At 75.0% G+C, this 19432-nt stretch carries 22 protein-coding genes and 1 pseudogene; 13 read left to right on the top strand and 10 right to left on the bottom strand.

Going from position 1 to position 19432, the window contains the following annotated elements; genetic code table 11:
* Positions 1–10: 10 nt before the first annotated feature.
* Entirely contained in the window at positions 11–346 is a 336-nt protein-coding gene (locus AC0GKK_RS04515) for a hypothetical protein (protein WP_489883225.1), read from the top strand.
* Complete coding sequence (locus AC0GKK_RS04510) at positions 343–1242, top strand: pseudouridine-5'-phosphate glycosidase (protein WP_251786285.1); 900 nt, start codon at positions 343–345, stop codon at positions 1240–1242. Before AC0GKK_RS04515 ends, AC0GKK_RS04510 begins: the two co-directional genes overlap by 4 nt.
* 15 nt (positions 1243–1257) lie before the next feature.
* Here the strand turns inward: AC0GKK_RS04510 and AC0GKK_RS04505 are convergent, their stop codons facing one another.
* The 4 genes from AC0GKK_RS04505 to AC0GKK_RS04490 form a co-directional block, all read right to left on the bottom strand.
* Positions 1258–1803 (bottom strand): NAD(P)H-dependent oxidoreductase, encoded by a 546-nt coding sequence (locus AC0GKK_RS04505; protein WP_224402814.1) that lies wholly within the window; start codon positions 1801–1803, stop codon positions 1258–1260.
* Positions 1800–2315: a flavin reductase family protein gene (locus tag AC0GKK_RS04500; protein WP_208819535.1), complete on the bottom strand. Its 516-nt coding sequence runs from the start codon at positions 2313–2315 to the stop codon at positions 1800–1802. Before AC0GKK_RS04500 ends, AC0GKK_RS04505 begins: the two co-directional genes overlap by 4 nt.
* Positions 2316–2572: 257 nt before the next feature.
* The gene (locus tag AC0GKK_RS04495; protein WP_226369504.1) at positions 2573–3721 is read right to left on the bottom strand and encodes a sigma-70 family RNA polymerase sigma factor; all 1149 of its coding nucleotides are present in this window, start codon (positions 3719–3721) and stop codon (positions 2573–2575) included.
* A 203-nt stretch (positions 3722–3924) separates the two neighbouring features.
* On the bottom strand, positions 3925–5211 hold the full coding sequence (locus AC0GKK_RS04490) for an alpha/beta fold hydrolase (RefSeq protein WP_062402508.1): 1287 nt from the start codon (positions 5209–5211) through the stop codon (positions 3925–3927).
* Positions 5212–5546: 335 nt separating this feature from the next.
* Between AC0GKK_RS04490 and AC0GKK_RS04485 the strand changes: the two genes are divergently transcribed.
* The 4 genes from AC0GKK_RS04485 (at position 5547) to AC0GKK_RS04470 (ending at position 9940) form a co-directional block, all read left to right on the top strand.
* Positions 5547–7337, top strand: a complete 1791-nt coding sequence (locus AC0GKK_RS04485) for a PHA/PHB synthase family protein (protein ID WP_179760279.1) — start codon at positions 5547–5549, stop codon at positions 7335–7337.
* A gap of 219 nt (positions 7338–7556) precedes the next feature.
* Complete coding sequence (locus AC0GKK_RS04480; RefSeq protein WP_489883224.1) at positions 7557–8054, top strand: helix-turn-helix domain-containing protein; 498 nt, start codon at positions 7557–7559, stop codon at positions 8052–8054.
* A gap of 109 nt (positions 8055–8163) precedes the next feature.
* Complete coding sequence (locus tag AC0GKK_RS04475) at positions 8164–8526, top strand: hypothetical protein (protein WP_489883223.1); 363 nt, start codon at positions 8164–8166, stop codon at positions 8524–8526.
* 103 nt (positions 8527–8629) lie between these two features.
* A complete protein-coding gene (locus tag AC0GKK_RS04470) occupies positions 8630–9940 on the top strand; it encodes a patatin-like phospholipase family protein (protein ID WP_489883222.1) in 1311 nt (436 codons plus the stop codon).
* A gap of 12 nt (positions 9941–9952) precedes the next feature.
* Here AC0GKK_RS04470 and AC0GKK_RS04465 read toward each other — a convergent pair whose 3' ends face one another.
* From AC0GKK_RS04465 to AC0GKK_RS04455, 3 genes are all read right to left on the bottom strand, one after another.
* Complete coding sequence (locus tag AC0GKK_RS04465; RefSeq protein ID WP_224402809.1) at positions 9953–10237, bottom strand: YggT family protein; 285 nt, start codon at positions 10235–10237, stop codon at positions 9953–9955.
* A gap of 69 nt (positions 10238–10306) precedes the next feature.
* Positions 10307–10768 (bottom strand): D-aminoacyl-tRNA deacylase, encoded by a 462-nt coding sequence (dtd, locus tag AC0GKK_RS04460; protein WP_179760276.1) that lies wholly within the window; start codon positions 10766–10768, stop codon positions 10307–10309.
* Positions 10765–12324, bottom strand: a complete 1560-nt coding sequence (locus AC0GKK_RS04455) for a DUF7782 domain-containing protein (protein WP_251786295.1) — start codon at positions 12322–12324, stop codon at positions 10765–10767. Before AC0GKK_RS04455 ends, dtd begins: the two co-directional genes overlap by 4 nt.
* A 31-nt stretch (positions 12325–12355) precedes the next feature.
* Here AC0GKK_RS04455 and AC0GKK_RS04450 point away from each other — a divergent pair, with 31 nt between their 5' ends.
* The 3 genes from AC0GKK_RS04450 to AC0GKK_RS04440 are packed head-to-tail and all read left to right on the top strand — an operon-like array spanning position 12356 to position 14568.
* A complete protein-coding gene (locus tag AC0GKK_RS04450) occupies positions 12356–12946 on the top strand; it encodes an HhH-GPD-type base excision DNA repair protein (protein WP_405417720.1) in 591 nt (196 codons plus the stop codon).
* A gap of 27 nt (positions 12947–12973) precedes the next feature.
* Positions 12974–13381 (top strand): ArsR/SmtB family transcription factor, encoded by a 408-nt coding sequence (locus AC0GKK_RS04445; protein ID WP_489883221.1) that lies wholly within the window; start codon positions 12974–12976, stop codon positions 13379–13381.
* Positions 13378–14568 (top strand): AMP nucleosidase, encoded by a 1191-nt coding sequence (locus AC0GKK_RS04440; protein WP_100880327.1) that lies wholly within the window; start codon positions 13378–13380, stop codon positions 14566–14568. The genes AC0GKK_RS04445 and AC0GKK_RS04440 overlap by 4 nt, the downstream gene beginning before the upstream one ends.
* A gap of 25 nt (positions 14569–14593) precedes the next feature.
* On the opposite strand, the gene AC0GKK_RS04435 is transcribed toward AC0GKK_RS04440, so the two are convergent.
* Positions 14594–16333 (bottom strand): GNAT family N-acetyltransferase, encoded by a 1740-nt coding sequence (locus AC0GKK_RS04435; RefSeq protein WP_489883220.1) that lies wholly within the window; start codon positions 16331–16333, stop codon positions 14594–14596.
* 40 nt (positions 16334–16373) lie between these two features.
* Between AC0GKK_RS04435 and AC0GKK_RS04430 the strand changes: the two are divergent.
* From AC0GKK_RS04430 to AC0GKK_RS04415, 4 genes and pseudogenes are all read left to right on the top strand, one after another.
* Positions 16374–16895 (top strand): annotated as a pseudogene (locus AC0GKK_RS04430) (alpha/beta fold hydrolase); the annotation flags it as partial.
* Positions 16896–16903: 8 nt separating this feature from the next.
* Entirely contained in the window at positions 16904–17272 is a 369-nt protein-coding gene (locus AC0GKK_RS04425) for an alpha/beta fold hydrolase (RefSeq protein ID WP_489884087.1), read from the top strand.
* 40 nt (positions 17273–17312) lie between these two features.
* The gene (locus tag AC0GKK_RS04420) at positions 17313–17663 is read left to right on the top strand and encodes a DUF3099 domain-containing protein (protein WP_489883219.1); all 351 of its coding nucleotides are present in this window, start codon (positions 17313–17315) and stop codon (positions 17661–17663) included.
* A 26-nt stretch (positions 17664–17689) separates the two neighbouring features.
* Entirely contained in the window at positions 17690–17944 is a 255-nt protein-coding gene (locus tag AC0GKK_RS04415; protein WP_062404655.1) for a DUF3039 domain-containing protein, read from the top strand.
* Between the two features lie 6 nt (positions 17945–17950).
* Here the strand turns inward: AC0GKK_RS04415 and AC0GKK_RS04410 are convergent, their stop codons facing one another.
* Both AC0GKK_RS04410 and AC0GKK_RS04405 read right to left on the bottom strand, forming a co-directional pair.
* Positions 17951–18511 (bottom strand): GNAT family N-acetyltransferase, encoded by a 561-nt coding sequence (locus tag AC0GKK_RS04410; RefSeq protein WP_489883218.1) that lies wholly within the window; start codon positions 18509–18511, stop codon positions 17951–17953.
* Positions 18512–18568: 57 nt separating this feature from the next.
* Positions 18569–19414, bottom strand: coding sequence for an alpha/beta fold hydrolase (locus AC0GKK_RS04405; protein ID WP_062404658.1), 846 nt, complete (start codon positions 19412–19414; stop codon positions 18569–18571).
* Positions 19415–19432 lie beyond the last annotated feature (18 nt).

Below are 19432 nucleotides of genomic sequence, written 5' to 3'. Positions count from 1 at the left end.
GTGCGGGGACGTGACGACGCTGCTGGTGATCGGCTCCGACCCGGCGCGGATCCCGGGGTACGACCCGGCGCCCGTGCCCGCCGCCCCGGAACGGGGCCGCGAGGGCCACCGCGCGTCCGGGACCGGGTCGACCGAGGTCCTCGTCGGCCCGGACGGCGGGCTGCCGCGGGTCATCGCGGCGCCGCCCGCCCGCGGCGGCGGGCTCCGCACGCCCCCGGAGTGCCCGGAGCTGTTCGAGCGGGTGGCGGACCGGGTGCACCGGCACGCGCCCGGCTCGGTGACCGCGTTCGGCACCTCACCCGTCGACGGCGGCGAGGCCGCCCTGCGTGCGCCGGCCGCCGCATGAGGGTGGGGGAGCGGGTGGCCCACGCCCTGGCCGTCGGCCGCCCGGTGCTGGCGTGCGAGTCGACGATCGTCACCCACGGCCTGCCCGCGCCGCGCAACCTCGCCGTCGCCCGGGAGGCCGAGGAGCTCGTGGCCGCGCTCGGGGTCGTCCCCGCGACCGTCGGGGTGCTCGACGGCGAGGTCGTCGTCGGGCTGACCGACGACGAGCTGGCCCGGCTGGCGACCGCCCCGGACGTGGTGAAGCTGTCCGCCCGGGACCTCCCGGTCGCCGTCGCCACCGGCGCGAGCGGGGGCACGACGGTCGCCGCGACCGCGCACCTCGCGCACCGGGCCGGCATCCGGGTGTTCGCCACCGGCGGCCTCGGCGGGGTGCACCGCGGTGCCGCGCGCACCTTCGACGAGTCGGCCGACCTGCCCGCGCTCGCCGCGCTGCCGCTGGTCGTGGTCAGCGCCGGGGTGAAGTCGGTGCTCGACGTGCCGGCCACCCTGGAGCGGCTGGAGACCCTCGGCGTGACCGTCGCCGGGTACCGCACGCACGCCTTCCCCGGCTTCTACGTGGCCGACTCCGGGCACCGGGTCGGGCAGCGGCTGGAGTCCCCGGAGCAGGTCGCCGCGGCCTGGCGGGCCGCCCGCGACCTCGGCCTGCCCGGCGCTCTGCTGGTGGCGAACCCGGTCCCGGCCGCCGAGCAGCTCCCGCCCGCGCTGCACGACGCCGCCCTGGCCGACGCCCTCGCCGCACTCGACGACGCGGGGATCGGCGGGCAGGACGCGACCCCGTTCCTGCTGGCGCGGGTCCGCGCCGCGACCGGCGAGGCCAGCCTGGAGGTCAACGTCGCGGTGTACCGGCACAACGTGGCGCTGGGCGCCCGGATCGCCACCGCCCTGGCCGGGCGGTGACGCGCCGGTGCCGCCTCAGACGACGGGCGTGATCGCCCGCAGCGCCTCGGAGCCGCGTACCGCCGTGGTCAGGTCGGCCAGTGCCCGCCCGTGCGCCGCCGCGAGTTCCGCGGACTGCTCGGTGAGGGTGTTGCGGTCGACGTAGCCGGAGTGGTCGAGGTAGAGCCCGGGGGAGAGGACCTGGACGGCGAAGAACCCGGCCAACACCGACCGGAGCCCGTCGACGGCGAGGAAGTGGTGCCCGCTCGCGCCGGTCAGCACGACCGCGGCCGCCTTGCCCTGGAGCGGGGCGGTCTTCTCGCCCCACTTCCCGCGCTCGGTGGCCTCCAGCAGCGCCCGCAGCGACGCCGTGTGCCCGGCCCGGTAGACCGGGCTGCCGAACACGACGGCGTCGGCGTCGGCGAAGGCCGCGGTGACCTCGGCGACGGGGGTCTGCGACAGCTCGATCAGGGCGGTGTCGGCCCCGGTGCCGGCGAGGATCCCGGCGACGGCGGCCGCCGTGCGCCCGCCCGGCTCCGGGCCCGCGACGACCCCGATGATCCGGCCCACGGTGCCGCTCACGAGCCGGCCCGGGGGGTGAGGGCGTAGGTGCCGCGGTGGAACAGCAGCGGCAGCCGGTCCGGGTCCGCGCCGAGCGCGTCGACCCGGGCGACGACGATCGTGTGGTCGCCGCCGTCGTACTCGTTCCACAGGGCGCAGTCGACCCAGGCGCCGACGCCCTCGAGGACCGGCGAGCCGGACGGCGCCGCCGCCCAGGTCACCCCGGCGAACTTGTCGACCCCGGAGCGGGCGAACCCGGCGCTGTGGTGCTCGTGGTCGGCGGCCAGCACGTTCACGCAGAACCGGCCCACCTCGCGGATGCGCGGCCAGGTCGAGGACCCCCGTGACGGTGCGAAGCTCACCAGCGGCGGGTCCAGCGACAGCGACGCGAAGGACTGACAGGTGAACCCGATGGGCCCGTCCGGGCCGATCGCGGTGACGACGACGACGCCGGACGCGAACGCGCCCAGTGCGTCGCGCATGGACTCCGGGGTCACGACGGGGGTGACCGGGCCGGGGAGGGAACGCGACATGACCCGACCCTAGGCGGGGACGGAGCGCTCGGCCAACGATCCGGCCCGGGGTGGTGGGGAACACGCCGTGCCGTGCCGCGGCCGCCACCGTGTCGCCGTGACCGCTGCGGAATCGATCCGGTAGAACTCCCCGTGCCGTGCATCCCGAACTCGTGGGGAGCCCCGGGGTGCCCGAGACGGCAACGGCCGGCGGAGCGATCGCTCCGCCGGCCGTCCGTCGCCGGGGGCCGGGTGGGGGGACGCCCGGCCGGCCCGGGTCAGCTCGCGTAGGCGCGCAGCTTGTCGGCGCGCTCGCCGACCCGCAGCTTCGACATGACCTCGCGCTCGATCTGGCGCACCCGCTCGCGGGAGAGCTTGAAGGCGCGCCCGATCTGGTCGAGCGTGTGCGGCTGGCCGTCGTCGAGGCCGAAGCGCATCCGGATGACCTTCTGCTCGCGGTCCTCCAGGGTCGCCAGCACCCGGCGGAGGTCGTCGTGCAGCAGGCTCGAGATCACGGTGTTCTCGGCGTCGGTCGCCTCGGCGTCCTCGATGAAGTCACCGAGCGGCGCCTCCTCCTCGGACCCGACCGGCATGTCCAGGCTCACCGGGTCGCGGGCGTGGTCGAGCAGGTCCTGGATCTTGTGCTCCGGGATCCCCGACTCGGCCGACAGCTCGGCGTCGCTGGGCTCGCGGCCCTGGCGCTGGTGCATGTCCCGCTTGATCCGGGCCAGCTTGTTGACCTGCTCGACCAGGTGCACGGGCAGCCGGATGGTGCGGGCCTGGTCGGCCATGCCCCGCGTGATGGCCTGCCGGATCCACCAGGTCGCGTAGGTCGAGAACTTGAAGCCCTTGGTGTAGTCGAACTTCTCCACCGCGCGGATCAGGCCGAGGTTGCCCTCCTGGATCAGGTCCAGCAGCGGCATCCCGCGCCCGGTGTAGCGCTTGGCGAGCGAGACCACCAGCCGGAGGTTCGCCTCCAGCAGGTGGTTCTTGGCCAGCAGCCCGTCGCGGACGACCGCGCGCAGGTCGCGGCGGTACTGCAGGTCCAGCCCGTCCAGCGTGCCGTCGGCGGCGGCGGTGTCCAGCCGGTGCTGGGCGAACACGCCGGCCTCGATGCGCCGGGCGAGCTCGACCTCCTGCGCCGCGGTCAGCAGTGCGGTCTTGCCGATCCCGTTGAGGTAGACGCGCACCAGGTCCGCGGCGGGACTCTGGGCGTCGAGATCCTCCGCCACCGCGGCCGCGGCACCGGGTACGGTGGCTTCCAGTGCGGTGCCTCCGTCGCCGTCGGTGCGACGGCGGGAGCTGCGAGCGACCGTCGGGGCGGTCCGCTTCGCGCCGGACGACGACACGGTGGCGCGAGCGGGGGCCTCGGTCGTGAGGCGCGGGCCGGGTACGGCCGGAGCGGTCGTGGTCACCGTCATGTGCATTTCCTCCCCTGCGCGGGCTGCGGCGGGCGATTGATGGGCCTCACCGCTTGCCCTGTACGGGGTCAACGCATCCGTTCCGGGGATCGTTCCCACGACGCGGCCCCGCAGGCCGGGAAATGTGCCTGCGGGGCCGTGTCGTCGGTCACATGCAGTTGCGGTTCTCTCAGGGTCCTCTTAGGGAGCGACCCCGCCGGGCGTACCGGTCAGGGCGCGGGCACCCGCGGGGTGTCCCGCGGGTCGGCCACGGCGCGGACGCTGCTGCGCCGCCGCGACGCCTTGCCGGCCCCGGTGTCCTTCTTCGACGGCACCGAGTGGCCGTAGACGGTCTCCATCAGCACCGGCCAGTCGTGGCGCAGCGCGTCACGGCCCATGAACAGCCCCAGGTGGCCCGCGGTCGCCGTCCGATAGGTGACGTCCGCGGCCGGGGTCCCGACCTTCTCCGCCGCCGCGAACAGCTGCGGGGCCGGGGTGATGTGGTCCGCGGAGCCCGCCAGCAGCAGCAGCGGGCAGTCGATCGCCCCCATGTCGACGGTCCGGCCGTCGACGGTGAGCGTGCCCTTGATCAGTCGGTTCTTCCAGAACAGGTTCTCCACCAGCCACAGGTAGAACGCGCCGGGGATGTCCTGGGTGTACTTGAACCAGTCCTCGAACACCCGGTAGCGCTCGACGTGGGTGGGGTCGTCGATGTTCTCCAGCAGCTGCAGCTGCCGGGAGATCTCCGACTGCGGCTGGATCGAGATGAAGTTCGACAGCACCGCCGAGCCCGGCATGTTGCCGCCGCCCGCGGCGACCAGCGCCTTGTACGGCGCCATCCCCATCGTCCCCGCCATCAGCCGGGTCGAGGCGGCGATCACCGACTCGCCGGCGTGGAAGTCGATCGGCGCCCCGGCCAGGGTCAGGGTGTTCACCCGGTCCGGGTGCAGCGCGGCGTAGATCGTCGCCAGCCAGCCGCCCTGGCAGTCGCCCACCAGGTTGGCCTTCCCGCCCATCCGCCGGATGGACCGGTCGATCACCTCGAGGTAGTCGGTGATCGTGACGTTCTTCGTCGCGGTCGTGGCGGGCCGCCAGTCCAGCGCGTAGACCTTCGTCAGGCCCGAGGCGCGGATCATGGCGATCTGGCTCTGCTGCGGCGAGTAGTCCACGACGGTCGAGGAGTGCCCGGCCTGGGGCGGCAGCACCAGGGTGGGGACCACGTCGTCGTCGCGGTGCTCGGCGGCGGTGAAGTCACGCAGCGACGCGAACGGCGTCGACAGCACGACCTCGTTGGCCAGGTGCCAGGTCGGCTCGCGCCGGTCGGCCATCGCCGAGATCCACAGCAGCCCGCGCCGGGCGGCGTCGCCGGGCCGGGCGATCCGCTGGACCGCGTCGATCCAGTAGGCGCCGGTGGCCCGGCCGACCTCGGCCACCACCTTGGTCAGGTTCCGGGTGTTGTACGACACGAGGTACCGGAGGGGGTCCGGCCGGTCGTCGCTCCCGGTGGCCGCGGCCACGGGGGTCTCGGGAAGGGCACGCGGTCCGTGCTCCCTGGAGGGTGCGGACCGTCGGGTGATCGCCGTGCTCATGGGCCTCTCCCATCAACTCTGATGACCGGGGGCTATCCGGGTTACCGAACGGTAAAACGCGTTCGGTATGTCAAGCAAGCGCTGGCCTACTCCGGAGTAGTGCTTGCTTCGCTTAGCGCAGGTGAGAGGCCTTACAACAATCCGGGGCTGCCTACCGGTGAGTACGCGGTCACCATGTGTCCATCCCGTTGCGCCTCCCGTTCGCTCGGGGAGCGCGGGAACCCAGGCACGGAGACCGAACCGGCCGTCAGGAGTGACGAACAGTGACCACGCAGCCCGTACCCCAGCCCGAGTCCGAGAACGGCAGCGCCGCCGCGTCGAACCAGGCCGCGGAGGTGCTGCGACGGCAGGCGGCCGGTCTCGTGCGGGACCTGCGCGAGCTCGCCAGCCCCGAGGGGCTCGCCGCGAAGGTCGACCCGGTCGGCTTCGGCGGGGCGCTCGGCGAGGCCGCCCGCTCGCTGGCCACCCGGCCCGGGGCGGTGCTGCGCACGGGTCTGGGCTTCGGCGTCGACTCGGCCAAGGCCGTGTCCGCCGCGGCCGCGCGCGCCGTCGGCCGGACGACCACCGGTCCGGCGTCGCTGCCCGAGAAGGACAAGCGCTACGCCGACCCGGCCTGGGAGGGCAACGCCTGGTACTACCTGGCCCGCCAGGAGCACAGCCTGCTCGCCGACCGGCTGACCGAGCTGTCCCAGGCCGCCCGCGTCTCGCCGACCGCGCGCCGCAAGCTGGACTGGCTGGTCGGCCAGATCGTCGAGGCGCTGGCCCCGCCGAACGCGGTCGTCACCAACCCGGCCTGGCCGAAGAAGATCGTCGAGACCGGCGGTCTGAACATCGTGCGGGGCGCGCGCAACATGCTGCGCGACGCCGTGCAGAACCAGGGGATGCCGCGCCAGGTCACGCCCGGCGCCTTCCAGGTGGGCAAGGACCTCGCGGTCACCCCGGGCCACGTGGTCTTCCGCAACCGGCTGATCGAGCTCATCCAGTACGAGCCGCAGACGGACAAGGTGCACGAGATCCCGCTGCTCATGAGCCCGCCGTGGATCAACAAGTACTACATCATGGACCTCGCGCCGCAGAAGTCGCTGGTGGAGTGGGCGGTGCAGCACGGCCACACCGTCTTCATGATCAGCTACCGCAACCCGGACTCGTCGCTGGCCGACGTGACGATGAGCGACTACCTGCAGGAGGGCCCGGTCACGGCCCTGGAGGTCGTCCGCGAGATCACCGGCCGGGACACGGTCAACGTCGCCGGGCTCTGCCTGGGCGGCGCGCTCTCCGCCGCGATGACGGCGTGGCTGGAGGCCAAGGGCGACCAGCGCGTCAACTCGCTGACCCTGATGAACACGCTGCTCGACTACTCCGGCCCGGGCCAGCTGGGCGTGTTCACCGACGAGAAGACGGTGGACCGGCTCGAGCGGAGCATGCGCAAGGACGGGTACCTGCCCGCCACCAGCATGAAGACGACCTTCGACCTGCTGCGGGCCACCGACCTGGTCTGGAACTACGTCGTCAACGACTGGATGCTCGGCGAGGACCCGAAGCCGTTCGACATGCTGACCTGGAACTCCGACTCCACCCGCATGCCGGCCGCGATGCAGACCGAGTACCTGCGCACGCTGTACCTGGAGAACCGTTTCGCCGAGGGCAAGCTGGAGCTCGCGGGGGAGCGGCTCGACGTGGCCGACATCCGGCCCGACAGCTACATCGTCACGGCCGAGTCGGACCACATCGCGCCCTGGAAGTCGGTCTACACCGGGGCGTCGAAGCTCGGCGGCACGGTGCGGTTCGTGCTGTCGAACTCCGGGCACATCGCCGGCGTGGTCAACCCGCCGTCGCCGAAGTCTCGGCACTGGTTCGGCGAGAGCGACGACCTCCCGGCCCGCGCCGAGGACTGGCGCGACGACGCCACCGAGCGCAAGGCCTCCTGGTGGGAGGACTGGACGCCGTGGATCGCCGAGCGCGCGGGCAAGGAGGTCGCGGCGCCGAAGAAGATCGGGTCGGACGCGCACCCGCCGCTGGAGCCCGCTCCCGGCCGTTACGTGCTGAGCGGCTGAGCCGCCGCCCGCACCCCGCCGCCGCCCCGGTGATCACCGCTGGTCACCGGGGCGGAGCCCTGTCCACGATGGACGGTGGTCCGTACTGTCCACTGTCGACACTGCATCGGATGCGTGCGCAACCGCCGTCCGGCGGGGAGAATGCATCGCCATGGACCGCGTACGTTCTGTGCCCGCGTGCCGGCGACCGCCGCGCGGGGCCCTCCGGGTGGGGACGCCGTGAGCCGCGCGGGGGAGGCCCGCACGCACGGCGGGCACCGGCCGCGGACCGCCGGGGAGACCGCCGCCGACGAGCTGCGTGAGAACGGCCGCCGGGCCGCCGAGGACGCGTGGAGCGCGCAGGTGAACGCCCTGGGCGGGTTCATCCGGGCGCAGCGCCAGATGGCCAAGCTCTCGCTGCGCGAGATGGCGGCGATGACCAAGGTGTCCAACGCCTACCTCAGCCAGGTCGAGCGGGGGCTGCACCAGCCGTCGCTGAAGGTGCTGCGCTCGATCGCCGACGCGCTGCACCTCAACACCGACCAGATGCTCAGCCGGGCCGGCTGGTCGGTCGGCGACCCGGACACCGCGGGCGACGCCGCCCCGGTCGAGGAGGCCGCCCCCGTGGCCGCGCCACCGCCCGGTGTCGAGGCCGCGATCGAATCCGACACGCGGCTGTCCGACGAGCAGAAGGCGGCCCTGCTGGGGGTGTACCGGAGCTTCGTGCAGCGGGACTGAGCTGCCGTGCTTGACATACTTAACGGGTGTGCGTAGTTTCCTTGGCATGCCGGGGTGCTCGTCGGCGCCCCGTCCACGCCGAGATACGACTCCCGGGAGGGAAGTACCGATGACCGCCTCCACCGAGCAGTTCGTCGACATCGCCAAGCGCGGCCAGGACCTGGTCACCGAGTCCGTCCGCGGGTGGACCGAGGCCGCGAGCGGCCTGGCCCGCCAGTTCGGCGCCGGTGACCGCCCGCAGCTGCCCGACGCGGGTGCCGCCGTCGAGCGCGCCTTCGACTTCTACGAGCAGGTGCTCGGCCACCAGCGCGAGTTCGCCCGTACCGTCGTCGGCGCGGGCACCTCGGTGTTCGACCAGGTCACCGAGCAGGCGACCAAGGCCGCCGAGGCCGTGACCGAGCACGCCGGGCGCAGCACCGAGGCCGCCGCGGAGAAGACCGCGCGCGCCACCCGGAGCGCCGCCGGCAAGTGACCCCGCGCGACGACGGCCCCCGCCCGGCCCCCGGGTGGGGGCCGTCGTCGTGTGTGACCGGGTCGCGCTGTCCCTACCCACCGGTCCGCGCGAGGGTGGCCCCATGAGCCCCCGCACCCGGCCCCGCCGCATCGCGATCGCCTGCCAGGGCGGGGGCAGCCACACCGCGTTCACCGCGGGCGTCCTGGCCCGGCTGCTGCGCTCGGACGCGCTCGGCTCCGCCGCGGACCCGGCCGAGGTCGTCGCGATCTCGGGCACCTCGGGCGGCGCGATCTGCGCACTCGTCGCCTGGGACCGGCTGCGCGACGGCCAGACCCCCGACCGGCGCGAGGCCGCGGCGACGGCGCTGGAGGAGTTCTGGGCCGACAACGCCGCCCGCACCCCGCTGGAGCGCCTGACCAACCTGGGCGTGGTGACGGCGGGCGCGCTGCAGGGGCTCGGGCTCGTCCCGGCAGGCACCCCGTACCTGGTGCCGCGCCCGTTCGACGGCACCCGCCAGTTCCTCGACCTGGTCTCACGGCACGTGGACTTCGCCGCCATCGGTCCGGACCCGGCAGGCGCCGCGCCGCTGCTGCTGCTCGGCGCCGTCGACGTGCTGACGGGGGAGTTCCGGGCGTTCTCCAGCCGCACCGACACCCTGACCGCCGAGACCGTGCTCGCCTCGGCCGCGATCCCCACCCTGTTCCGCGCGGTGCACACCGCGGGCGGCGTCTACTGGGACGGGCTGTTCTCGCAGAACCCGCCCACCCACGACCTGCTCGACACCGACCCCGACGAGCTGTGGGTCGTGCAGATCAACCCGTCGGAGATCGACGGCGAGCCGCGCAGCCCGATCGAGATCGCCGACCGGCGCAACGCACTGGCCGGCAACCTGTCGCTCAACCAGGAGCTCGGGTTCATCGAGACGATCGACCGGCTGCTCGCCGACGGGAGCCTCGGCCCGGACTCGGGCTACCGGCAGGTGACGGTCCGGGTGCTGGAGATGCCGGCCAGCACGGTGCGGTCACGGCTGATCGGTGCCGCCTCCAAGATCGACCGCGACGTCGCGTTCCTGGACCACCTGCAGCGCCGGGGCGCCGCCGCGGCCGACCGGTTCCTCGGCGCGCTGGCCTTCGAACGGGCGGTGCGCGGCGGCGACCCGGTCGCGCTCGCGGCCGTCGTCACCCCGGACGCGACCCTGACCTCCACCGCCCCGTTCCGGGAGCGGCCGTCCCCGGTGCCGCTGCTCGCCCACCTCGGTGAGCTGCTCGACGGGGAGTTCACCGTCGACCCGACCCGCAAGCAGGTCGCCCGCGACACCGCGGAGTGGGCGGTGCGGGTGCACCGCGACGGCGGTGTCACCGACGGGCTGGCCGAGGCCGGCCTCGACGACGACGGCCGGGTCACCGCGCTGCGGCTCGGGCCACGCCCCTGACCCCGGCCGGGGTCAGAACGGGATCAGCGGCACCACGACCAGCCGCGCCAGCAGCACGGCCACGAACACGATCAGCACCGACAGGTCGAGCCCGACCGCGCCCATCCGGACCGGCTGGACGCGGCGGCGGATCGGGGCGACGACCGGCTCGGTCAGGCCGTGGGTGACACGGCGGGCGGTGTCGAGCACGGCGCCGCCGCGCCCGGAGCCGAGCACGTCGATCCAGTCCACGACGACCCGGGCGACCAGCACGAGCTGGAACAGCCCCAACAGCCAGGACAGCAGGTAGGCGACCATGTCCCCATCGTCCCCTTTCCGGCTGAGAGTCCGGTGAGAGACGGCTGAGACGTGGGCCCGGTACCGGGCTCAGACCTCGACCAGGACCGTGAACGGACCGTCGTTGACCGACTCCACGGCCATCTGCGCGCCGAACTCCCCGGTCCCGACGGTGGCGCCGCGCCCGCGCAGCGCGGCCACCACCGCGTCGACGACCGGCTCGGCGTCGTGCGGGCGGGCCGCCGCCGACCAGGACGGCCTGCGTCCCTTGCGGGTCTCGCCGTACAGGGTGAACTGGCTGACCACCAGCAGCGGGGCGCCGGCGTCCGCGCACGAGCGCTCGTCGCGCAGGAGGCGCAGCTCGTGCAGCTTGCGGGCCATCGTGTCGACCTTCCGCGCGGTCGCGGCGGGGTCGGTGCCGACGTCGTCGGCGTGCACGCCGAGCAGCACCAGCAACCCGGGCCCGATCTCACCGGACACCCGCAGCGGTGTGCCGTCGGGCGCCTCGACCGTCACCGACGCCCGTCGGACGCGGGCGACGACGGCCCTCACCCGACCGGCCCCGACGGCGACGCGGCCGCGGTCCGCGCGGGCACCGGGTGCGGCCAGCCGTCGACCGGCTGGAGCAGGCCGTGCCGGACGAACTCCCGCACCGCGGGCAGCGTCGCCGCGACGAGCGCGTCGACCGGCAGGTCGTGGGCGTAGGACAGCAGCGCGAGCAGCTCGGACAGCGGCAGGTCGCCGCGGCAGCCGGCCAGCAGCGCCGCGGCCGGGGCGTCGACGGGGTGTTCCCAGCCGGGGCCGCCCCAGCGGCGCACGGTCGTCGACAGCTCGGCCCAGCCGCCGTCCGGGTCGACCGACGAGGCCGACTCGAGCACCGTCTCCGGGGCGAGCAGCAGCCGCGCGCCGAGCAGGTCCTCGTCGCGGGTGTGGGCGCGCAGCCAGTCCACCCGGTCCAGCCAGCCGGTCATCTCCCGGCCCAGGCCCTCGCCCAGCTCGCCGGGCAGGTCCTCGACCACGACGGTCGGCTCGCTGTCGGTGCGGCGCAGCATGAGGAAGCCGAACCCGACCCCCTCCACCCGTTCGGCGGCCATCCAGTCCAGCCACGCCCCGGCCTGCTCGCGGGCCGCCCGGGAGGTCGGGACCAGCCCGGCGTCGCGCTGCCAGGTGCCGACGTGCAGGCCCGGGTCGACGACCTCGCGCTGCAGGACCCAGGCGTCGACGCCGTCGGGCAGCCAGGACCGCACCCGGTCCGGCCAGTCCTCGCCGCGCACGTGCAGCCACGACCCCAGCAGCTGCGCGACCCCGCCCGGGTTGAGCAGGCCGGGCAGCTCGCCCAGCAGTCCGGCCAGCGCGGAGTCCCCGGCCGCACCGGAGTCGCGGTAGACGTAGTCCACCCGCGGCGGGCCCGGCACGAACGGCGGGTTGGACACCACCTGGTCGAAGCGCTCCCCGGCCACCGGGGCGAACCACGGGCCCTCCCGCAGGTCGACCTCCACCCCGGACAGCCCCAGCGACAGCCGGGCCAGCGCCAGCGCGCGCGGCAGCACGTCGGTCGCGGTGACCCGCAGCGCGTGCCGGGAGCCGTGCAGCGCCTGCACCCCGCAGCCGGTGCCCAGGTCGAGCAGGGTGCCGACCGGGCGGCGGACGGTCGCCGCGGCCAGCGTCAGCGACGCCCCGCCGACGCCGGTGACGTGCTCGCGGTCCTGCCGCGCGGCCGGGGTGTCGATGTCGGACACCACCCACCAGTCGGTGCCCGGCTCGCCGTCGGCGCCGGGGCCCTCGCCGTAGGGGCGCACGTCCAGCGCGGCCCGGATGCCCTCCGGGGTGCGGCGCAGGATCCGGCCCTCCAGCAGCGGGTCCAGGTCGCCGAGCGCCGCGGTCACCGCCGGCTCGGGCTCGGTGTCCTCCAGCAGGAACAGCCGCACCAGGGTGCCGAGCTCCCCGCCGTCGCGGCTGGCCCGGGCCGCGGGCTCCGGCTCGCCGCGGGTCAGTGCGTCGTGCGCGGAGCGGCCCAGCAGGGCGCGCACACCGTCCGGGGTGTAGCCGGCGTCGAGCAGGCAGCCGCGGACGCGTTCGATGTCACCGGCGTCGAGATGGGGGAGCACCCGCCCATTGTCGCGTGCCATCCTGTGCGGCATGAGCGGGATCTGCATCGCCCAGGAACCGGAGGCCGACGCGCTGCTGGAACGCGAGCCCCTCGCGCTGCTGATCGGCATGCTGCTCGACCAGCAGATCCAGATGGAGGTCGCGTTCCGCGGCCCGCTGAAGCTGCACGAGCGCCTCGGCGGGCTCGACGTGCGCGTCATCGCCGACCACGACCCCGAGGGGTTCGCGGCGCTGGCCACCACCCCGCCCGCCATCCACCGCTACGGCGGCTCGATGGCCGGGCGGGTGCAGGAGATGTGCCGCGCGATCGTCGAGGACTGGGACGGGGACCCGGCCGCGATCTGGACCCGCGACGACCCCGACGGGCGCGAGGTGCTGCGCAGGCTCAAGGCGCTGCCCGGCTACGGCGAGCAGAAGGCGAAGATCTTCGTCGCGATCCTCGGCAAGCAGTACGGGGTCACCCCGGACGGCTGGCGGGAGGCCGCCGGGGACTACGGCGCCGACGGCACCCGGCTCTCCGCGGCCGACGTCGTCGACTCCCGGACCCTGCTCGAGGTGCGCGACACGAAGAAGGCGATCAAGGCCGCGGCGCGCGAGAAGAAGGCCGCTGCGGCGAAGTGATCCGCCGACAGGGCTAGCATCACAGCCGTGCACAAGGTTCCGGAGGCGCTCGCCGGCGCACGCGTGATCGACCCGGACCAGGTCTGCGACGCCGTCGCGGTGCTCGCCGACGCCACCAAGGTGGCCGAGGCCGCGACCGTCCTGGACGTCCTGGGCGAGGTCAACCGCCTGTCGCTGCTGCTCGCGCTGCAGCACGCCGGGGACCTCTGCGTCTCCGACCTCGCCGTCGCCGTCGGGATGAGCGACTCGGCCGTCTCGCACGCGCTGCGCCTGCTGCGCGCGCACGGCATGGTCACCGCCCACCGCGAGGGGCGGCTGGTCCGCTACCGGCTGACCGACGGGCTCGCCCGCCGCGTGCTGGAGATCGTGTCGGCGGTCGCCGTCGCCCCGGGCGCGCTGCATGCGCACGGCGCCGACGACGGGGACGCGTCGTGACGCCCGCGATGATCGAACAGGTCCGCCCGCCGGTCCCGGCGGAGAAGCTCGACCACGAGATCGCCCGGCTGCTCGACGCCCTCCAGTCGGTCTACGACGACGGCTGGTACCCCGAGCTCGAGGTCGTGCGCCCGTGGTCGACGCACAACCCGCGCATCTCCGGGGAGTTCGCCCGGCCGTGCGCGATCCGCCGCTACCTGCACCGGGAGCTGCGCGGCCTGCTCGCCGCCGGGGCCACCGTCACCGCCCGCGCGGCCCGCCCGGCCCGGGCGTTCACCGACCCGGAGTTCTTCGCCGCGCTCGACGAGGACCGCTTCGACCTGCGGGTCAAGAAGCTGTTCCTGTTCGGCCCGGAGCGCATGGCGCTCTCGCTGGACCGCCTCTCGCACTACACCGGCACCCCCGCCGAGTCCTTCCAGCGGCACGTGCTGTTCACCAACTACGCGATGCACGTCGAGTCGTTCCTGGAGCGCTTCCCCGACGCCGAGCGGCCCGACCGCGCCGGCGTCCAGATGCCCGCCTACCACCACCCGGGCGCCGACGGCGACGGCGTGACCCTGGTGAACATCGGCGTGGGCCCGGCCAACGCCAAGACCGTCACCGACCACCTCGCCGTGCTCCGCCCGGACACCATGATCATGATCGGGCACTGCGGGGGCCTGCGGAACCGCCAGGAGCTGGGCGACTTCGTGCTGGCCACCGCCTACCAGCGGGCCGACCACGTGCTCGACGAGGTGCTCCCGGCCGACGTGCCGGTCATCCCGAGCATCCGGCTCAACGGCTACCTGATGGACGCGCTCGGCGCGGCCGAGGCGACCTGGCGGCCGGGGGTCGTGCACACCACCGACAACCGCAACTGGGAGTTCAACCAGGCCGCGACGCTGCACCGGATGCGGCTGGCCCGCGCCGTGGCGGTGGACATGGAGTCCGCGACGATCGCCGCCAACGGGTTCCGCTACCGGATCCCGAACGCGACCCTGCTGTGCGTGTCGGACAAGCCGCTGCACGCCGAGCCCAAGCTGGCCGGCGGCGCGCGGGCGTTCTACGAGGCGAGCAAGCGCAAGCACCTCGGGATCGCGCTGGACGCGCTGGACCGGGTCCGCGACGAGCACCCCGACGGCCTGCCCGGCTCCGAGGTCCGCTCCGCCGACGAGCCGCTGCTCGGCAACGGGCCCGACGGCGCCTGACCGGCGGCCCGGGCGACGGCGGGGGTCAGAGCGGCCGCGTGTACCCGGCCCGGTCGGGCTCGTAGCCCAGCCGCGCCAGGAACCGGTGCGGCCCGTCCCCGGCGGTGTCCCCGGCCCGCGCCAGGACGGCGCCGCGGGCCCGCCCGTGCTCGTGCGCCCACTCCACCAGCGCCGACCCGACCCCGCGCCGTCGCCACCCGACGGCGACCCGCAGCCCCTCGACCTGCAACCGGGTCGCGCCGCGCAGGGCGGGCCCGGGCAGGATCGTCAGCTGCACGGTCGCGACCACCCGGCCGTCGCCGGCGCGGGCGACCGCGAGGAACCGGCCGGGGTCGCGGTCCAGGGTGTCGAAGGCCTCCTCGTAGGGCGCGAGGTCCGGGTCGTCGGCGTCGGCGTCCCCGGAACCCGACAGCAGCGCGACGACCGCCGCCACGTCGGCCCGGGTGGCCCGGTCGACGACGAGCCGGTCCCCGGCCAGCACGACGTCCGCGCCCGCCGGGTGGGCGCTGGACCGGACGCCGTCCACGACCCGGTCCAGCCAGGCGCCGACGTTCTCCCGCGCCTCGTCGGTGTCGGGGTAGCGGCAGCGCAGGTGCAGACCCGCCTCGTCGAGGATGAACCACACCATCACGCCGTCGGCGTCGCCCGCCGAGCTGACGTACTGCGCGTCCAGCCCGGCGTGGTCGATGCGCACCGGCAGCCGTCGCAGGTCCAGCCAGGAGATCGCGAACATGCCGGGCGCCTCGGGCATCCCGCCCCACGGGGCCAGCACGTCGTCGAGCGGCCAGGAGCCGAGCCGCACGGCCTCGCGGACGGCGTCGGCGCAGGCCCGCGGATCCGGGTCGCGCGCGTCGATCACCGCGTTGGTGATGAACCAGCCGACCGAGCCGTGCCAGCGGTCGTCGTAGCGGCTGTGCACGGGGAACACCGCGCGCAGCGGGGCGTGCGCCAGCTCCCGGGTGGTGCGGGTCATGACCGAGGTGACCAGTGCCAGCGTCGAGACCCCGGACCCGCGGGCCCGGCGCTCGAACAGTGCGCAGTCGTCGACGCCGAGCACGTCACGCACCTCGACGCGCTCCGGGGGAGCGGGGGTGAGCTCGCCCAGCGGCAGCGGGAAGCGGGGCATCACGTCGCCGCCCGCGGCCAGGATCTCGGCCCAGCGCTGCCGGACCTCGTCGGGCGCGGGCTCCCGGCCGGCCAGGGCGGCGGTGTGCTCGGCGAAGGGGCGCACGGTCCCGGGCGGCAGCGTCCCGCCCAGGCCCTGCACGAGGTCGCGCAGGACCACCAGCAGCGACCACATGTCCACGTGGGCGTGGTCGGCGGCCACGACGAGCGTCGGCCGGTCCGCGGTGAGGATCACGCAGAGCCGGTGCGACGGCGCCGCGTAGGGGGTGCAGCGCTCGTCGAGCATCCGGCGGACGGCGTCGTCGACGGCCTGGCCGGGCGCGACCGGGTGGGTGACCCAGCGGCCGGGACGCAGGTCCACCTCGTGCAGCCGGGGGCCGTCCGGGCCGGGGGAGAACACCGTGCGCAGCGTCCCGTGCCGGCGCAGCACCGCCAGCCAGGCCCCGGCCAGCGCGTCGAGGTCCACCGCGGGCAGCCGGCAGGTGATCGCCATCCACGAGCCCGGCCGGTCCCCGCGGCCGACGTGGCGGCGCTGGTCGAACGAGACCGGGACCGGGTGCCCGGTCCGGCCGACGGCGACGTCGTAGCCGAGCAGCGTCCCGTAGGGCAGGCGCAGGTGCGTCACGCTCGTCAGCCGCATGGCCATAACCTAGGCCGACGAAGATCGGGAGGCGTAGCGCATGGCCACGTTCGGGATCGCCGGGGCGACACTGGACTTCGACGTCCGCGACACCTCCGGTGGTCCGGCGGTGGTGGCGCTGCACGGCCTCACCTCCAGCCGTCGCCGTGAGGCCCTGATGCGGCTCGACATCGCCTCCCGGGTCGAGGGCGTGCGGCTGCTGCGCTACGACGCGCGCGGCCACGGCCGCTCCGGTGGTACCGCCGATCCCGCGGACTACCGGTGGCCCGCGCTGGCCCGGGACCTGCTGGGGCTGCTCGACCACGTCGTGCCGGGGGAGCGGGTGCACGGGGTCGGGCCGTCGATGGGCGCCGGGACGCTGCTGCACGCCGCGCTGGCCGACCCGGGCCGGTTCGCCAGCCTCACCCTCATGCTGCCGCCGACCGCCTGGGGGACCCGCCGCGCCCGGTCCCGCGACTACGAGCGGTCCGCGTCGGCCGTGGAGGCCGACGGTGTCGCGGCGCTCGACGCCGGTGCCGACGACGCGGACCTGCCCCGGCCGCCCGGGGCCGCCCGCGGACCGGGCCCGACGTGCGTGCCGAGCTGCTCCCGGCGATCCTGCGCGGCGCGGCCGCCACCGACCTCCCCGCACCGGAGGACCTGGAGCGGATCACGGTGCCGGTGCAGGTACTGGCCTGGACCGGGGACCCGGGCCATCCGGAGTCCACCGCGCAGACCCTGCGGGAGCGGCTGCCCGCGGCCGGACTGTCGATCGCGGCGACCCCGGACGACGTCGTCTGGTGGTCGCGGCTGCTCGCCGCGCGGCTGCGCCGCTGGGAGACGCTCGACCCCACCGTCGACGGCGGGCCCGCGGGTGTGCGCGAGGCGGCCGGCGGGCGCCCGCGCGGGGATCGCGTAGGGGTGTCACCATGGAAAGGGAGGTGGTTCGACAGTGGCTGAGCGGCGACGCGTGGACCCCGTTCTCATCACGGACGCGCAGATGTCCTACGAAGAGGAACTGGAGATCCGCAAGCGGCGCTACAAGTGGACGATGGGCATGCGGATCCCGTGCATGATCCTCGCCGGCGTCTTCTACCAGATCCCGTGGGTCGCGGTGGCCCTGCTCGCGATCTCGGTGCCGTTGCCGTGGATCGCGGTGCTCATCGCGAACGACCGGCTGCCGCGCAAGGCGGAGACGCCCAACCGGCACCGGCAGGACCACCGGGCGATCGAGACCGGGCCGCGTCCGGTGATCGACCAGGGCGGCGACGATCCCGCCGGCCCCCGGCCCAGCACCGACGACGAACAGCCCACGGGGACCACGGGAGGCGGCACCGCCTCCCCGCCCTGAGGCCGGTCTCGGGCATCATGGACGCCATGTCCACGACGACGCTGCCCGAGGTCGACACCCGGCCCGAGACCACCGACAAGACCGGTGACGACCGGCCGGACATGTTCCACTACGTCAAGAAGGACCGGATCGCCGAGAGCGCGGTCCTGGGGAACATGGTCGTGGCGCTGTGCGGCGAGACGTTCCCGGTGACCAAGTCGCCCAAGCCGGGATCGCCGGTGTGCCCGCAGTGCAAGGAGATCTTCGAGGGGCTCCCCCCGGGTGGCGGCGACGGGGAGTGAGACCCCTCAGCCCCGCGCGAGCAGCAGCCGCAGCGGGGTGGAGGACGGGTCGCCGGGCACCGTGCGCAGCACGGTCTCGGTGACCATCCCGGCCGACCGGTAGAGCGCCAGCGCCGCGACGTTGTCCGCGGCCACCTCGAGCCACAGCCGCCCCGGGCCCGCCCACGGCGGTCCGCCGGGGGTGTCGCCGGTCGCTCCGGGTACCCCGGCGACGGCGAGGGCGGCACCGAGCAGGGCCCGCCCGGCCCCGGTGCCGCGCCGGTCGCGGTGGACCACGAGCCGGTGCAGCTCGACCCCCGGTTCCGGGCCGCGGGGTGCGGCCAGCACGGCGTAGCCCGCCGGGCCGGGCTCGCCCGGGCGTTCCAGGAGCAGGTGCAGCCGCGCCGGGTCGGCCGCGGCGTCGTCGTGCCACTCCGGTCCGCAGGCGACGCCGATGCCCGGGGCGCCGTCGTCGAGCGCGGCCAGTGCGGCGGAGTCCGCCGGGCCGCGCCACGGGCGCAGGACGGCGTCCCGGGCCGGGCGTGCGGGCGTCGTGCGTTCACCGGTCGTCCTTGCGGGGGTCACCACCCGGCCATCGTGCGGCCACCCGCGCGGTCCCGCTCGGCCGGGGCCGCGGTGGCGGGGTCAGGACCGCAGGAAGGCGTCGATCTCCGCCGCGAACGGCTCCGGGTCGAGCAGCAGCTCCAGGTGGCCGCCGGGGTAGCGGCTGATCCGGGAGCGGCGGATCCCGCGGTGCAGCATCGTGGCGTTGCCGCGCGGGACGATCGGGTCGTCGTCGCCGGCGATGATCAGGGTGTCCGCGGTGATCGCCGGCAGCAGCGGCAGGCTGGTCCAGCCCGAGAGCGCCATCAGCTGGTAGTAGTAGCCGCGCATCGGGCCGCGCCGGGCCCCCGCGCCGAGCGCCTCCGCGGCCCGTTCCGGGTGGTCGCGCAGCGAGCCGCCGTAGATGCGGGCGGCGACGGCGTCGACGTAGGACGGGTCCTGGTGGCGCTTCGGCGAGGTCATGACCGCCATCACCCGCGGCGACGCCGGGATCATCAGCGCCCCCGGACCGGTCGCGGCCAGCACGAGCTTGCGCACCCGGCGGCGACGGCTGATCGCCAGCTGCTGGGCGAGCATCCCGCCCCAGGAGAACCCCAGGACGTCGGCCTCCCGCACACCCAGCTTCGTCAGCACCTGCCCGAGCCGGTGCGCCATCCACGTCAGGTGGTACGGCATCCGCGGCACCGCCGACCCGCCGATGCCCGGCGGGTCGAACCGGATGACGTCGAGGTCCGCGGGCAGCGCCGCGACCAGCGGGTCGAGCACGTCGGTGGCGGCGCCGATGCCGTTGCACAGCAGCAGCGGGGTGCGGCGGGGGCCCGGGCCGGAGGCGGGGCGACGCACGACGCGCAGGGCACGGCCGCCGACGAGCACGTCGTGCTCCTCGAGGCCCGCGCCGCCCACGGGCCGGGAGCTGGAAGTGGTCATCACCGCCGAGCCTAGGTG

Source organism: Pseudonocardia sp. P-1 (assembly GCF_058111925.1).
The sequence above is the reverse complement of the archived record's forward strand: the minus strand, read 5'-3'. Positions and strand labels throughout refer to the sequence as shown.